This is a genomic window from Riemerella anatipestifer ATCC 11845 = DSM 15868, assembly GCF_000252855.1.
Classification (GTDB): Bacteria; Bacteroidota; Bacteroidia; order Flavobacteriales; family Weeksellaceae; genus Riemerella; species Riemerella anatipestifera.
Genome location: NC_017045.1, coordinates 1,829,560 through 1,845,533 on the forward strand (window position 1 = coordinate 1,829,560; position 15,974 = coordinate 1,845,533).

Annotated in this window: 12 protein-coding genes, 2 tRNA genes and 3 rRNA genes; 15 read left to right on the top strand and 2 right to left on the bottom strand. The window is 38.0% G+C overall.

Annotated features, from left to right (window positions below; all coding sequences use genetic code 11):
* The first annotated feature begins 9 nt into the window (after nucleotides 1–9).
* From RA0C_RS08730 to RA0C_RS08755, 6 genes are all read left to right on the top strand, one after another.
* Nucleotides 10–330: a VanZ family protein gene (locus tag RA0C_RS08730; RefSeq protein ID WP_013447129.1), complete on the top strand. Its 321-nt coding sequence runs from the start codon at nucleotides 10–12 to the stop codon at nucleotides 328–330.
* Nucleotides 331–800: 470 nt separating this feature from the next.
* Nucleotides 801–998: a hypothetical protein gene (locus RA0C_RS08735; protein WP_004916839.1), complete on the top strand. Its 198-nt coding sequence runs from the start codon at nucleotides 801–803 to the stop codon at nucleotides 996–998.
* Nucleotides 999–1,034: 36 nt separating this feature from the next.
* Nucleotides 1,035–1,241 carry a hypothetical protein gene (locus RA0C_RS08740; RefSeq protein WP_004916841.1) on the top strand — a complete coding sequence of 69 codons (207 nt, stop codon included), beginning with the start codon at nucleotides 1,035–1,037 and terminating at the stop codon, nucleotides 1,239–1,241.
* A gap of 25 nt (nucleotides 1,242–1,266) precedes the next feature.
* Nucleotides 1,267–1,515, top strand: coding sequence for a hypothetical protein (locus RA0C_RS08745; RefSeq protein WP_013447130.1), 249 nt, complete (start codon nucleotides 1,267–1,269; stop codon nucleotides 1,513–1,515).
* A 3-nt stretch (nucleotides 1,516–1,518) separates the two neighbouring features.
* A complete protein-coding gene (locus tag RA0C_RS08750; protein WP_004916846.1) occupies nucleotides 1,519–3,699 on the top strand; it encodes a hypothetical protein in 2,181 nt (726 codons plus the stop codon).
* Nucleotides 3,700–3,783: 84 nt separating this feature from the next.
* Nucleotides 3,784–4,830 (top strand): hypothetical protein, encoded by a 1,047-nt coding sequence (locus RA0C_RS08755; RefSeq protein WP_004916848.1) that lies wholly within the window; start codon nucleotides 3,784–3,786, stop codon nucleotides 4,828–4,830.
* Here the strand turns inward: RA0C_RS08755 and RA0C_RS08760 are convergent.
* On the bottom strand, nucleotides 4,825–5,427 hold the full coding sequence (locus RA0C_RS08760) for a uracil-DNA glycosylase family protein (RefSeq protein WP_004916850.1): 603 nt from the start codon (nucleotides 5,425–5,427) through the stop codon (nucleotides 4,825–4,827). The genes RA0C_RS08755 and RA0C_RS08760 overlap by 6 nt on opposite strands.
* 119 nt (nucleotides 5,428–5,546) lie before the next feature.
* On the opposite strand from RA0C_RS08760, the gene RA0C_RS08765 reads away from it, so the two are divergent.
* The 9 genes from RA0C_RS08765 (at nucleotide 5,547) to RA0C_RS08805 (ending at nucleotide 13,713) form a co-directional block, all read left to right on the top strand.
* Nucleotides 5,547–6,260, top strand: a complete 714-nt coding sequence (locus tag RA0C_RS08765) for an RNA ligase family protein (RefSeq protein ID WP_004916852.1) — start codon at nucleotides 5,547–5,549, stop codon at nucleotides 6,258–6,260.
* Nucleotides 6,261–6,278: 18 nt separating this feature from the next.
* Nucleotides 6,279–6,803 carry a phospholipase D-like domain-containing protein gene (locus RA0C_RS08770; protein WP_004916854.1) on the top strand — a complete coding sequence of 175 codons (525 nt, stop codon included), beginning with the start codon at nucleotides 6,279–6,281 and terminating at the stop codon, nucleotides 6,801–6,803.
* Between the two features lie 52 nt (nucleotides 6,804–6,855).
* On the top strand, nucleotides 6,856–7,767 hold the full coding sequence (locus tag RA0C_RS08775; protein WP_004916855.1) for a WYL domain-containing protein: 912 nt from the start codon (nucleotides 6,856–6,858) through the stop codon (nucleotides 7,765–7,767).
* 460 nt (nucleotides 7,768–8,227) lie between these two features.
* A 16S ribosomal RNA gene (locus RA0C_RS08780) occupies nucleotides 8,228–9,744 on the top strand.
* A gap of 198 nt (nucleotides 9,745–9,942) precedes the next feature.
* Nucleotides 9,943–10,016 (top strand) — tRNA-Ile (locus RA0C_RS08785).
* A gap of 16 nt (nucleotides 10,017–10,032) precedes the next feature.
* A tRNA-Ala gene (locus RA0C_RS08790) sits at nucleotides 10,033–10,106 on the top strand.
* A 161-nt stretch (nucleotides 10,107–10,267) separates the two neighbouring features.
* Nucleotides 10,268–13,017 (top strand): 23S ribosomal RNA (locus tag RA0C_RS08795).
* Nucleotides 13,018–13,126: 109 nt separating this feature from the next.
* Nucleotides 13,127–13,234 (top strand): 5S ribosomal RNA (gene rrf, locus RA0C_RS08800).
* Together the 16S, 23S and 5S rRNA genes with 2 tRNA genes alongside form the textbook arrangement of a ribosomal RNA operon.
* A 266-nt stretch (nucleotides 13,235–13,500) precedes the next feature.
* A complete protein-coding gene (locus RA0C_RS08805) occupies nucleotides 13,501–13,713 on the top strand; it encodes a hypothetical protein (RefSeq protein ID WP_014615042.1) in 213 nt (70 codons plus the stop codon).
* Here RA0C_RS08805 and RA0C_RS08810 read toward each other — a convergent pair.
* Complete coding sequence (locus RA0C_RS08810) at nucleotides 13,700–15,817, bottom strand: TonB-dependent receptor (protein ID WP_004919782.1); 2,118 nt, start codon at nucleotides 15,815–15,817, stop codon at nucleotides 13,700–13,702. The two genes, RA0C_RS08805 and RA0C_RS08810, sit on opposite strands and share 14 nt — an antisense overlap.
* Nucleotides 15,818–15,974 lie beyond the last annotated feature (157 nt).

The following is a 15,974-nucleotide window of genomic DNA, read 5'->3' on the forward strand; positions in this document are numbered from 1 at the left end:
AAAATAGTAATGCCCATTTATTGGGCATTACTTACTTATGTCCTTCTCAAACCTGTAGGAGAACACAAGGACTATTGGTTCTTGTTTCAAGGGATAGATAAAGTAGTTCATTTTAGTATGTTTTTTGTGTTAGGCTTTCTATTTCGTTGGGCGTATCCCAAGGCTAGTGTATATGCCTACTATTTTATCCTTGTTGCTTACGCTATTCTTACCGAAAGTTTTCAGCAAGTTATGGCACTTGGGCGTTCTGCTGAGTGGCTAGACCTTTTAGCAGATATCATAGGCTTGGTACTAGCTTATTATGTATATACTAAAGCTACAAGAAAGTAAAATTTTAAATTCATAAATAGATAAATTCTTTAAGCTCGGTGATATGGTCATCGGGCTTTTTTTGAACAATTAAAAAAGGATGTGTACTCAAAATAAAAAAACAAGAACGACATATTTTGACGATACAAAGTAGTAATATTGCAGACATATAGGATTTTAGCCTGCGTATATAGGTCTGTTTGATAATAAATATTATCTTTGTGCAAACATAAGATAATTATGAAAAGATAATAATTAAAACGACATATAGAGCATAAGGTGCTTACCATTATTTCATTCGGTTAAATCTGGTACATTTAAACAAAGAGATGAAGTATAATGGGCAAAGGCATGGTTGCTCCCTTTTATAGGGACGCAGGCTGTTTTTTCCTATTTTCATCTCAGGTTTACCAGAACCCAACCGAATAATATGGACAAAAGCAAGTGCTGTGTCCTTTTTGTTTTTAGTAAAATCAACGAAAAATAAGATTATGGCAGTATTATGGCGTGTTACAGTAAAGAAAAAATACGGGACCGTAGCCTCGGGTATGTGGATAGAGTTGCTCTTCCAAAACAATAGCCAAATCCCAATGCAGGAAGATATCAGAAATGCACTGAATGCAAAGTATGGTAAAAACACTCTAAACGGAACTATACCTAAAGAGTTTTTGGAAATTGTGAAATTGTAAAAAAATAAATAAACTAACTTTTAAAATAAAATAATTATGTCAACACATTTATGGAATGTTACCGCAAAGCGTGATGTTAACAAAATTGCAAAGGGAATGAGTGCAGAAATCGTCATTCGTAATACATCTAGAAAACCCAATCAAAAAGAGGTAATAGAGGCGTTTAATGCTAAATATGGTGCGGGTACAGCACTCAGTGGACTCAGTATTTCTGTTAATTTTGAAATTGTGGAGGTAAAATAGGGTTTAATTTTTAAATAATAAGGATATGTCATTTGGAAACAAAAATTTAGGAAAAGGTTCTTTTAGTGATAGAGCATCAAAAAAAGTAGAGGCTTCATTTACTAATGAAGCTAATCAAATGGTTGATGAAATTTCTAGCAAAGGAAAGAAAATCGCTGAACAAAATGAAAAAGTAGTTAAAGACACATTGAAAATAGGAGCAGGATGTATAATGTTAACAATTTTGTCTATTCTAGGCTTTGTAGGTTTTATAATTTATTTAATAGTTTCGTAGAATATGAAAAATCTGATAATTGATTCTGTTAAAAATAATAAACATAATATTTCAAGTTCAGATTGTTATTTTTTAATATATGGAGCATTAAAAAATAAAGAAAACAATAGTATGTCTGCAGATCTTGAAAAGTCTATTAGAGCGTGGAACAATTTTGACAAAAATGAAACTTTATATAGTATATTTTATTCAACAAAATTTGTGAAAGGAGGTTTTTTATCAGCTGATAGAGTCTATCATTTTACTACTTGTTTTACTGATGAAGGAATACGCATTTTAGGAACAACTCAAACGGATGGATGGCTAAAAGAGGATGATGCAAAAATTGATATTTTTTGGGATGAAATAGAAAATATCAAATATAATCCTTCAATAAATATACAGGATGAAAATACAAAACCTAATTCTTTTTTTATACCTGGAGATCAAACAGTGTCACTACTAGGTCTTAACGAAGTTTTAGATGGCTATTATATCTATTCAAAAGAAGATAATAGTTACTTAATAGTGCCTAGTATCTATTTTGGAGAAGATAAGAATCTTTCTCCACTGCTAAATGAGTTAGTACAAAAGATAAATTTTGAGCGTGAGAAAAACACAGAGAAGATACAGGAAGCTGAGAATAAAGTCAAAATTTTATTAAAATCAGGTGACGAAAACACACTCTTAACTACTATTGAAAGAGTAGAAGATTTAATACCCGATTATTTGTATCATTATGCAAAAATTTATGCTTTTTGTAAAAAGGGGTTAGCTGAAGATGCTAATTTATACTTTAATAAGTTAGTGCAAATAGAGAGTAAACTATTGACAAAGGATAAAACGCCTGATTTTTTAAAATATTATCATTTATCAAAAGCAGAAATAGATTGTTTGAATGGTAGTTTATATAGCTCAGCTCAAAACTTCTATGAAGCAAAAGAAATTGAGGCAAGCTCTGAAAATGTTGATTATGAATTTATTCAAAAAATAGACAATAAATATCAGCAACTTTATCAAGGATATATTGATAATTTCGAGCAGGTTAACTATAATGATAGAAAAATTATAACGCTTACAAAGCAAGAAAAACTATATGAGGGAGAGCATTTAAAAGTATTAAATGTTAATATGCTTCCTCAAATCAAATTTCCTGTAAGCCACCCTAAAACGGATACTACTTATATATGTCACCCACATAAAACTAGTATATATTTGCCTATAGAAGACTATGACCACGAGCTGTTAATGGATAGGATAAATGAATATTTTTATTTATTACAGAGCTTAGGGGCAACCTCTATCATTATTAGGAATACTAAAGGACAAAAGAAAGATAAAAATATTTTCTCAAGTTCTAAAATGGAAGGGCGTATTCAAACGGAAGGAGCAACAAAGATGATAGCAGATGTTAATGCAGGTGGAGGTATGAATCATGATTCAAGTCGTTACGACTCCGAGGCAAATATTTCTAAATTTGGGAGAGAACAGTTTTTTAACCCTACAAAAGCACCATTTATTCCAGATGATTTACTTTGGTTTCATCATGAACCTTCTTGGCAAAGGCTAGCACAACAGCGTCTTAATGGAGATTTATTAGAACATAATGAATTTATATCAAGTGCTAAAAATCAAATCATTAGTCAGGAAGAAATTAATAAAATTAATGCAGACTTAAAGGTGGTTATACCTAAAGGTGGGGCTAGTGTTAAATACAATAAAAACAACACAGACACTGCGATTTTAAAGTTAAACGAAGAGGAGGAATGGAAAATATATGTAAAATTCAAGCCTATTAGTGAGTTCGGAAATAAAGAAATAGGTGCCGATAGTTATTCAGAAACAAAGTTAATTTCGAATGTAACTTTAAATGAACATTTAGACGAGAATGAAGAAAAGTATATGGAAGAGGTTAAATTTATAATTGAACACGATGGGGTTATTGGAGACAGAGATAGAAGAATACTTGAACGTTTTAGAGTAAGATTTGGTATATCAGAAGAAAAAGCAGCTGAATTAGAACATCGGGTACTTAATCAAGTTGATTATCAATTTACAGAAGAAGAAAAAGAATATATTGAAGAATATAAATCTCTAATAAGTGATAGTAAAGAAATAGATGATAAAACAAGAAGGCTTTTAAATAGATTGGCACAGCTACTAGGTATAGATGAAGATAGAGCATCTGAGTTAGAAAGTCTATGAGAATTGCAGATAAGGAGTTCTATTATATAGAACTCCTTTGTTTCTAATAAACAAATTTAATCATCAAAATATAAATTGCTTAAAATGAAACCCAACATCACCTCTGTTATAATTATCAATGTTATAGTATTTTTTGTACTTTTAATTGTTACCAAACTTGTAAAGTTAGAAGAGCTACCCACCCAAACGATAGGGGTGTTATTTGGTGGTGTAATAACCGCTTTAATAACATATTTTTTACTTATTGGGCAAACCCAAGCCGAAGAACATAAAGAAAGAAATGTAAAAGTTTTTGAGGAAAAATCCCAAAGATTTAACACATTTATCAATAAACTTTGGGAAATATGGGACGATAGAACGGTAGAGCTGGAGGAACTCAATGAACTCATTAAATTAGTTTCACGAGATGTTGTGCTATATACTAAACCCGAAACGGTGGATATTATACTCAGTAATCTTATAGATATTGCAGAACACGCAAAACCAGATAAAACCAATAGCAGAGATGCGGAGGTTACAAAACTAATCCAGCAGAAGATTTTCAACATAATCAATGAACTTGCAAAAGATATTGGTTTAGGTGGAGAAATAAAACCACAGATTAGGAGTAAGCTAAATCTTCTTGAAGAAAAAGTAATCCCTTATTTAATTCAAAAAGACTTTAAACAGTCATTTTTGGAGCATTTTAAAAACACTATATTTAACAATGACGATAATAGTATTACAAAGATTGATTACAAAAAACAGGGCGACAAACTATATATAGAATGTAGAATAAAAGAGTCTAATGTTTATTTAAAAATAGGTCCTTTAGATAGAGAGCCTCACCAAGATATCTTATTTACCTTCTTTGTGGAGTTTTACCAAAACAGGCAATACCAAATCTACCGAGATGCCACTAAGGGTTGGCGTAAAGATTGCCTAAAAGGCTCTGTTCAGTGGGAAAAAGGTTCTAACTATATTAACTTTTCAGACTCTAAACAATTAAAAGAAGAGTATCAAATTATCAATCGTTCCGACTATTCTACTAATAGCTTAGCAGAAAGAGCATTAGACTTATATCAACATTGGAACTTTAATGGTAAAAATATTGAAGATATTATCCAAGAAGTTGAGAAAAATAACTTATAAAATTTTCATATACGCCTTTAGTTCCTCATACTTTTCATTCGTATTTTTAGGTTGGCTACTTGGGTGCGGTACTACAAAAATGGGATAATCGCACTCATAAGATAATAAGTGGAGATTACCTTTTTTATAGTAAGCCTTTTTAGGAAAATTATTCCATAAGCGGTGTCCCCAGAATATAATCAGATGAGGTTGTAGTTTCTTTAATACCTCTTTAAAAGCAGGTTCACTTTTTATAAACTCTTCTGTGGTTGGGGATTCACGAGGACCGCCCATAGGGAACTGCACGAAATTATAAAACGCTAAATTTTGCCACACTTCCACAGTCTCCAAATCATCAAGCTTCTTCCCAGATAACAGGTTAGAAAATCTAGTAAAAGTATTCATCCAAGTTTCAAACGAGCCACTACCGTTTTTATAGGCTATAAATCGCTGTATTACCTCTTGGGTTACGCCACCGATTTTAGAAGTATTCCCTTCATTAAACGCTTTTAAATCTTCATCGCCAAAATAGTGGCTTTCTCCTAAAACTAAAATTTTAAACGGGTTTTTATGATAAGACTTGCCAACAAATGGCTGAAACTTTATTTCGTTTTTCATAATATAATTTTTAGCAAAGGTAAATAATGGTGGTGACAAAATCTGACCGTTAAATTAAATATTTCACTACGACATATTCCGTCTGCTTTAATCCTTTTCTTTGTATCAAAATACAATATATGAAAACTTTTAACATCAAAAACTACGGTTCCATAGGGCATTTTCCTAATTCTAAACTCGGAACAGGCGACCACCATATAGGTGCTGGGCATGTACGACTTTTAACCGAAAGGAAAAGAGATGCTTGGGATACCGTATTTGTACACGAGAAATACGATGGCTCTAATGTGGGAATCATTAAATGGAATAACCAAATACTGGCACTAACACGCTCTGGAAGACTGGCAAAAGACAGTAGGTTTAAACAACATCAACTGTTTGCCTTATGGGTAGAAAGACGAAAAGTAACCTTTGAATCTATGCTCCAAGAGGGCGAAAGAGTTGTGGGCGAATGGCTCGCACAAGCCCATGGCATACGCTATAAAATAAATACTGAACCTATTGTTTTTTTTGACTATTTTAGCCCCAAAAATAAGCGTTGGACACAAAATAATCTATTAGAAAAACTGGACCACTACGAACTGAACAGCCCAAGACTGCTCCATAGAGGAGATGCCATTTCTACTGAACTTTTAATTCCGATACTGAACCAAAAAACACCCACGATAGAAAGCGTAGAACTACCAGAAGGTATGGTATATAGAATGGAAAGAAAGGACGAAGTAGATTTTCTCGCTAAATGGGTACGCCCAGATTTTTGCAATGGACAATACAATATCCACACAGAAAACGACACTCCTGTTTGGAATGTTCCCATAGAAAACCTTGAGTAATAGAACAATGTATAAATTATGATAATCTATATTAAAAACGAAGACCACTATTACCAAGTTATAGAAAAAGCTTTAAATGTTCGGCGTTCCCTCTGGATAGGCACAGCAGACATAAAAGACCTTTATATAAAGGAAGGCATTAAAGGAACACAACCCTTTTTGGCAGGATTATCTAAGTTGATACAAAGAAATGTTGAGGTTAGGCTATTATTCGCAAAAGAGCCTGGACGAAATTTCAAAAACGATTTTGATAAATACCCACTACTTATAGAGCATCTAGAAAAAGCCACTTGCCCTAGAGTTCATTTTAAAATATTGGTTTTTGACTGTAATGAAGTTTATATCGGTTCTGCCAATCTTACAGGAGCAGGATTGGGAATGAAATCCGAACGGAATAGAAATTTTGAAGCAGGAATTCTTACCAACGAAACCGAACTTGTACAAAATGCTATGCAACAGTTTGATGATGTATGGACGGGATTACACTGTAAAAATTGCGGACGAAAAAACTACTGCGAACTACCCATTGACCAAATGTTTTAATGCTGACATATTTTGTCGTAGTAAAAGTATATTTTTGTAAAAAACAATTATTATGGTAATTGAGCAAATATTTAGACTAAAGTATATAGAAGAATTTTTGAAAAGACGAAAAGATAGAGGAGCTTCTTACCAAGAGATTTTTGAATACTTATCCGAACGCTTTATAAATGAAGATTTAGATTTAAGTTTTACCAATCGTACTTTCCTCAGAGATAAAAAACTAATTGAAAAATTATCAGGAATAAATATTAGCTATGATAAAAATAAAAAAGTCTATATTATTTCTGATGACGAACCAGAAGAATATTTTGAATCGTTATTATTGTTAAATGCGTACCGCTCCTCAAAAAAGAATGCAGATATTTTGCTCTTCGAAAATCGTTCACCTAGAGGTATTACCGAAAATCTTGAAGATTTACTAAATGCAATTAACAAACACAGAATCATCAGCTTTAAACATTATAGCTTATGGAATAATGATGAAATTCCCAAACTGAAAAAAATAAAACCTTACGCTCTTAAAGAATTTAGATACCGTTGGTATGTCTTAGGTCAAGCCTATGATGATGGTAAAACTTCCAAAGAAATTACGGCATATGGTTTAGATAGGATAAGCGATTTAGAAGTAGCCTCCTCCTCATTTGTTCCTGAAATTATAGACATAGAAAATCTTTATAAAGACTCCTTTGGTATTGTGTTGCCTAACGGAATGCCTCCCGAGAAAATAATCCTTTCTTTTGATAAGCAACAGGGTAGTTATGTTAAAAAACTACCTATACATCATTCTCAAAAAGTGGAAAAGGAAACGGATACAGAAACCATCGTTAGTGTATTTCTAGTTCCTACTTACGATTTTTGGCAAGAAATTTTATCATATGGTAAAAGAGTAAAAGTACTACAACCAAAATCTTTTGTAGATATTATCAAAAGCGAACTGAAAGAATCATTGATAAACTATACTTAGTTTTAGACATAATCTAAAAATTGTCACATATTATAAGGTAGATATATATCTAGATTATGTTCAATTTTTTTTTTCTTTTGTATATCAGTCGATTATATATTATGGATAAAAAAAGGATGTAAAACATTTGGAGTTAATGACAAAGAATTTATATTTTTGCACCCTCGATACGAGAGAGTAGGAGTGGATTGATAGATTAAATACTTAATAGTAATAAGCCTTAAGAATAAGGAGGAGTGTTGCGAGGGGTGTTTATTGGTGTTGAAAAAAATAATTAAAATTTTTTCAAAAACATTTGGTCAATTAAAAAAAACTTTTTACTTTTGCGCTCGCAAATCGGAACTGAGATGATCAGTGAGAGGTTTAGCGAGAAGAATAGAGAACATTGAAAGATACTATAACAACCAAGTAAGGAAAAAACCAAAGCGTAACAAAACTTTGAGTGAGACAGGAAAAACATACAATGGAGAGTTTGATCCTGGCTCAGGATGAACGCTAGCGGGAGGCCTAACACATGCAAGCCGAGCGGTAGAGTGTCTTCGGATACTTGAGAGCGGCGTACGGGTGCGGAACACGTGTGCAACCTGCCTTTATCTGAGGGATAGCCTTTCGAAAGGAAGATTAATACCTCATAATATACTGATTGGCATCAATTAGTATTGAAAGCTCCGGCGGATAGAGATGGGCACGCGCAAGATTAGATAGTTGGTGAGGTAACGGCTCACCAAGTCAATGATCTTTAGGGGGCCTGAGAGGGTGATCCCCCACACTGGTACTGAGACACGGACCAGACTCCTACGGGAGGCAGCAGTGAGGAATATTGGACAATGGGTGCAAGCCTGATCCAGCCATCCCGCGTGAAGGACGACGGCCCTATGGGTTGTAAACTTCTTTTGTACAGGGATAAACCTACTCTCGTGAGGGTAGCTGAAGGTACTGTACGAATAAGCACCGGCTAACTCCGTGCCAGCAGCCGCGGTAATACGGAGGGTGCAAGCGTTATCCGGATTTATTGGGTTTAAAGGGTCCGCAGGCGGGCTAGTAAGTCAGTGGTGAAAGCCTACAGCTTAACTGTAGAACTGCCGTTGATACTGCTAGTCTTGAGTATAGTTGAGGTAGCTGGAATGAGTAGTGTAGCGGTGAAATGCATAGATATTACTCAGAACACCGATTGCGAAGGCAGGTTACCAAGTTATAACTGACGCTGAGGGACGAAAGCGTGGGGAGCGAACAGGATTAGATACCCTGGTAGTCCACGCCGTAAACGATGCTAACTCGTTTTTGGGCTATATGGTTCAGAGACTAAGCGAAAGTGATAAGTTAGCCACCTGGGGAGTACGACCGCAAGGTTGAAACTCAAAGGAATTGACGGGGGCCCGCACAAGCGGTGGATCATGTGGTTTAATTCGATGATACGCGAGGAACCTTACCAAGGCTTAAATGGGAATTGATAGCTGTAGAAATACGGTTTTCTTCGGACAATTTTCAAGGTGCTGCATGGTTGTCGTCAGCTCGTGCCGTGAGGTGTTAGGTTAAGTCCTGCAACGAGCGCAACCCCTGTCACTAGTTGCCATCATTAAGTTGGGGACTCTAGTGAGACTGCCTACGCAAGTAGAGAGGAAGGTGGGGATGACGTCAAATCATCACGGCCCTTACGCCTTGGGCCACACACGTGATACAATGGCCGGTACAGAGGGCAGCTACACTGCGAAGTGATGCAAATCTCGAAAGCCGGTCTCAGTTCGGATTGGAGTCTGCAACTCGACTCTATGAAGCTGGAATCGCTAGTAATCGCGCATCAGCCATGGCGCGGTGAATACGTTCCCGGGCCTTGTACACACCGCCCGTCAAGCCATGGAAGCTGGGGGTACCTGAAGTCGGTGACCGTAAAAGGAGCTGCCTAGGGTAAAACTAGTAACTAGGGCTAAGTCGTAACAAGGTAGCCGTACCGGAAGGTGCGGCTGGAACATCTCATTTTAGAGACTCGTTTGGAGTATAAACAAAATTAAGAAAGCTTACTTAAAGTAGCTTTGGTTTTTTTACTGGTTGGTATATAAAAGAAATAACCCCTAAGATTAGTATCAGGGATAAGAAAGAGATTAGAAACTAGAAGTTGGAAGTTAGAAAAAGGATGCAAGTCTAAATTCTAACAATCTAAACTCTGACATCTAAGACAGTCTCGTAGCTCAGCTGGTTAGAGCGCTACACTGATAATGTAGAGGTCGGCAGTTCGAGCCTGCCCGAGACTACTAATTTAAGATAGAGGGGGAATTAGCTCAGCTGGCTAGAGCGCCTGCCTTGCACGCAGGAGGTCAAGGGTTCGACTCCCTTATTCTCCACAAGGGTTAGATATTTAATTTAAAAGTGACGGATGGAGCCAAATACAACATCAGTTCATTAAATATTTAGCGAGCGTAAAGCACATTGACATTAACGGTAAAAGACATCACAAAGAGAAAACCGAGCACTTATAAGTGCTTGAGTAACCAAAAATATTAGGAAAGAAATCGTTAAGGGCGTATGGCGGATGCCTAGGCTTTCAGAGGCGACGAAGGACGTGGTAAGCTGCGAAAAGCTACGGGGATTGGCACACACGAATTGATCCGTAGATATCCGAATGGGGCAACCCAATACATTGAAGATGTATTACTGCGCAAGCAGAGCAAACCCGGAGAACTGAAACATCTAAGTACCCGGAGGAAAAGAAATCGAAGAGATTCCGTAAGTAGTGGCGAGCGAAAGCGGATTAGCCCAAAAGTTTATATATGTTTAATAGAACACTTTGGAAAGAGTGGCCATAGAGGGTGATAGCCCCGTACATGAAAGGCATATTTAGATGATACAAGAGTAGGGCGGGACACGTGAAATCCTGTCTGAATATGGGGGGACCATCCTCCAAGGCTAAATACTCCTGAAAGACCGATAGTGAACAAGTACTGTGAAGGAAAGGTGAAAAGCACTTCGAATAGAAGGGTGAAAGAGAACCTGAAACCGTACGCCTACAAGCGGTCGGAGCAGCTTATTGCTGTGACGGCGTGCCTTTTGCATAATGAGCCTACGAGTTAATTTTACTAGCGAGGTTAAGTAATTAAGTTACGGAGCCGAAGCGAAAGCGAGTCTGAATAGGGCGAATAGTTAGTAGGATTAGACGCGAAACCTTGTGATCTACCCATGGGCAGGTTGAAGCTTTGGTAACACAAAGTGGAGGACCGAACCGGTTGACGTTGAAAAGTCTTCGGATGACCTGTGGGTAGGGGTGAAAGGCCAATCAAACTGGGAGATAGCTCGTACTCTCCGAAATGCATTTAGGTGCAGCGTTGATGTTAAGTTTATTAGAGGTAGAGCTACTGATTGGATGCGGGGGTTTCACCGCCTACCAATTCCTGACAAACTCCGAATGCTAATAAATGTTCATCAGCAGTGAGGGCATGGGTGCTAAGGTCCATGTCCGAGAGGGAAAGAACCCGGACCAACAGCTAAGGTCCCTAAATATATGCTAAGTTGAAATAACGCGGTTGGACTGCATTGACAGCTAGGATGTTGGCTTGGAAGCAGCCATTCATTTAAAGAGTGCGTAACAGCTCACTAGTCGAGCGGTCCGGCATGGATAATAATCGGGCATAAGCATATTACCGAAGCTATGGGATGTATTAATACATCGGTAGGAGAGCATTCTATCGGCGCAGAAGCAGTATCGCGAGGTATTGTGGAGCTTATAGAAAAGAAAATGTAGGCATAAGTAACGATAAAGGGGGCGAGACCCCCCCTCACCGAAAGACTAAGGTTTCCTCAGCCATGCTAATCAGCTGAGGGTTAGTCGGGACCTAACGCGTACCCGAAAGGGGAAGTGGATGGACAATGGGTTAATATTCCCATACTTGCTCACACTAAAAAGGGGACGGATTGCCGTACTTACTGAAGACTGACGGAATAGTTGAGACCTAGCCTACGGGCGAAGTTGTTGTAGGGAAAGCAGTTCCAAGAAAAGCCGAAGTGAAGCAACCCGTACCAAAACCGACACAGGTAGTCGAGGAGAGAATCCTAAGGTGCTCGAGTGAGTCGTGGCTAAGGAACTAGGCAAAATAGTCTCGTAACTTCGGAAGAAGAGACGCCAACAGAAATGTTGGCCGCAGTGAAGAGGCCCAGGCGACTGTTTATCAAAAACACAGGACTCTGCTAAATCGAAAGATGCTGTATAGGGTCTGACACCTGCCCGGTGCTGGAAGGTTAAGGAAGGTGCTTAGCGTAAGCGAAGGCATTAACTGAAGCCCCAGTAAACGGCGGCCGTAACTATAACGGTCCTAAGGTAGCGAAATTCCTTGTCGGGTAAGTTCCGACCTGCACGAATGGTGTAACGATCTGGGCACTGTCTCAGCCACGAGCTCGGTGAAATTGTAGTATCGGTGAAGATGCCGATTACCCGCAATGGGACGAAAAGACCCTGTGAACCTTTACTATAACTTCGTATTGACTTTGAGTAAACAATGTGTAGGATAGGTGGGAGGCTATGAAGCTGGCACGCTAGTGTTGGTGGAGCCGTTGTTGAAATACCACCCTTTGTTTACTTAGAGCCTAACTCGGAAACGAGGACATTGCGTGGTGGGTAGTTTGACTGGGGTGGTCGCCTCCAAAAGAGTAACGGAGGCTTTCAAAGGTACCCTCAGCACGCTTGGTAACCGTGCGTAGAGTGTAATGGCATAAGGGTGCTTGACTGTGAGACCAACAAGTCGATCAGGTGCGAAAGCAGGACATAGTGATCCGGTGGTTCCGTATGGAAGGGCCATCGCTCATAGGATAAAAGGTACTCCGGGGATAACAGGCTAGTCTCCCCCAAGAGCTCACATCGACGGGGAGGTTCGGCACCTCGATGTCGGCTCGTCACATCCTGGGGCTGGAGAAGGTCCCAAGGGTTGGGCTGTTCGCCCATTAAAGTGGCACGCGAGCTGGGTTCAGAACGTCGTGAGACAGTTCGGTCTCTATCTATTGCGGGCGTTAGATGTTTGAGAGGGCTTGAATCTAGTACGAGAGGACCGATTTGAACAAACCTCTGGTGTATCTGTTGTGCCGCCAGGCGCACCGCAGAGTAGCTAAGTTTGGTAAGGATAAGCACTGAAGGCATATAAGTGCGAAACCTGCCTCAAGATGAGACATCTTTTAAGGGTCGTGGGAGATGACCACGTTGATAGGCTACAGGTGTAAAGTTGGTAACAGCATAGCCGAGTAGTACTAATTACCCGTAGATTTATAGCCTAATGGGTTATGTTAAATAAGCCTTATAAGTGCGAGCAAGGTTTTGTCTTTGTGATGAAAATTACCGATAAAAAGAATTAGGACACACTAATTTTTATATAAAGAACTTTAGGGTGGTTTTAGCGGTGGGGCTCACCTGTTCCCATTCCGAACACAGAAGTTAAGCCCACCAGCGCCGATGGTACTACGAAAGTGGGAGAGTAGGTCGCCGCCAGTTTTTATTTTTGAAAAGCCTCTAGCAGTAATGCTAGAGGCTTTTTTTGTTTGGAGTGTTCAGGAAGGAGGAGTGTTGTCTTATCAGACGCCACCTCGGCGTAGCCTAAGACAACGGAGTGTTGTATGGTAAAGCAACACATCGGCGTAGGATTATAAAACTCCTTGCACCGTTTTGATTAAAACGGTGCGAGAGATAGGATAACTTCTCGCAGTGTTTTCTGAAAGTTTAAAAGAGTTGGAACTAAGCGATTGAAATTTGTATTATGAATGCCGTTGCGTGAGGGCGAAGGGCATTGTTGGAGCTCATCTTACAAAGGTGTAAGGGATAGGTGTGGGCTTTGTAAGATAGCGACTGCCCGTAGACCGACCCTAGAAGAGGCTTTAGAATTGGCAAAGGGACACGCCAAAAAAAACTCACTCCACAGAATAATGGAGCGAGTTGTAATTGTTAGCGGATTATGTAATCTTACTGAAATTTAATGTTCATTCCGAACATAAAATTAGTACCCGCTTGTGGGAAGAAGTAGGCATCTGGTGCCCAAACATAACCATTGTTAGCGTATTTCCTATTAAATAAGTTATTTACAAGTAAGCTAAAATCTATATTGGTTCTGTTGAGTTTTAAGTTATATTTTACATTTACATCAGCTAGGTAATAATCAGATAAACTATAATTTATGTTTTGTGTATTATCTAGGTATTGTTTCCCTATATATTGTTGAGTAAGTCCTACTAAAAACTGTGGACTAAGTTGGTAATTTAAACCGATATTTCCTATAATATTTGGAGAGAATGAAATATCTGTGTCTTTTAAAACTACTTTTTCTCCTTTTTCGTTTTGTGAGTCTAGTTCTTTAATTTTATTTCTACTGATGGTTGCATTAGCGGTTAAGTGGAGCTGTTCTGTAATTCGAGTGGAAGTGCCTATTTCTAGACCTAAACGATAGCTGTTCTTTACATTTTGTGGTATAAATGCACCTACATCATTGATGAGCCCTGAAAGTACCAACTGGTTTTTATAAAGCATATAGTAGGCATTGGTGGTGAGGGAAAAACTACCCCATTGTTTTTCTATACCAAATTCCCAGTCATTGAGGCGTTCTGATACAGTTTGAGGATTATTTACAAGTGCCGCTCTGTTTGGCTCTCTATTAGCAACGGCATAGGAAAGAAATACTTTTCCTTTCGGAATACGATAGTTGATTCCTGCTTTTGGATTGAAGAATAACCAGTTTTTATTAAAGTTTAACCCATCTTCTTTCCCTGTGAGGATTTTGGTATCATATTCAATATTTCTTAGTTGCAAATCTCCAAATATCTCCCACTGATTGAGTTTAAAAATGGCTTTAGCAAATCCTGAAACTTCGTTTTTCAAGGAACGATTGCGGTAATATTCGTGTTCGTGTATATTGGTAAATTGTACGCCTGTAACATTACCAAAGTGCCAACCGTAGTATTGATTTCCTACCAACCCGAAGTTTAAGTCTAGGTTATCTAATGAACCGTAAAGATTAGATACAATACCATAAAAATCGTTATCTAGCCATTTTTTTCTGATGAAATCGGTTCGGCTGATTTCATTGCCGTTGATGGAAATGTTAGGAAGGTTATACCTAGAGAACTTATTGTCTTGTCTATAATTTTCGTAATAGCCTGCTCCTTTAGTGTAGTGTAGTGTAGTTTCTAAATTCCAATTGGAGTTAAATTTCTGTTGCCAAAGTAATTGGTAGTGGTTTTGTTGATAGTTATCGGTTTCATTGTCATAGTATCCGATTATTTGACTCCAATCTTTGCTATATATGGCTCCAGAGGGATTATACCTTCGGTTTTCTTGCATCGTCTTCGCATTGATGCCGTTCCATGCATGGTAAGTTTGTTCTTTTCCACCAAACATTTTAAGCCTTAATCTAGTTTTTCCTTCTTCAAAAAGAGCTGTGAAATTATAAGAGCTTAAATCTGAAAATGCTCGGTCTATGTAACCGTCTGAATGTATCGTGGTATATCTCCCCATAACGGAAAGCCTGTTGTTCCAAAATTTACCAGAGCCTATTTCCGCTGAATATTTGTAGGTGTTAAATGAACCATAGCTGTTGTCTGAACGAAGATAAAAATGTTCTTCTGGCTCTCTTGAAATGATATTAACACTAGCTCCAAATGCCGCCGCACCGTTAGAAGAAGTACCCACTCCTCTTTGTATCACAATTTGTGAGGCTGAGCTGGTAAGGTCTGGAACATTAACGAAAAAAGTTCCTTGAGATTCAGAATCGTTGTATGGGACGCCGTTCATCATCACATTTACAGAAGTGCCTGCCGTACCTCTAATTCTAAAACCTGTATAGCCTACACCATTACCTGCATCGGAGGTAGAAACTACAGACATTTGATTCTTTAATAAAATAGGTAAATCTTGTCCCAAGTTTTTAGCACCCAATTCTTTTTCTACATTGATGATGTCTTTGGAGATAGGAAGCCTTTTGGTAAAAGTTACTTCTGCCACTTCTGTGGTCTTTGTAGAGTCTTTTGGGGTTTGCTGTGCCCCAACTACGGAACTTGCGAAAAGTCCATAAAAAACAAATCCTTTCATTCTTAATTAAATTTTTTAGGTTAAAATTTAGTTGGAATAAAAGGGGTTATATAATTATACGATACTCCCAAATCGTGGGAGAAATTTCCCTAAACAGCATTACCTGTTCTAGGTTCATTGGGTATAATCTCAGCCTATTACAGCACCCCTTTATTTT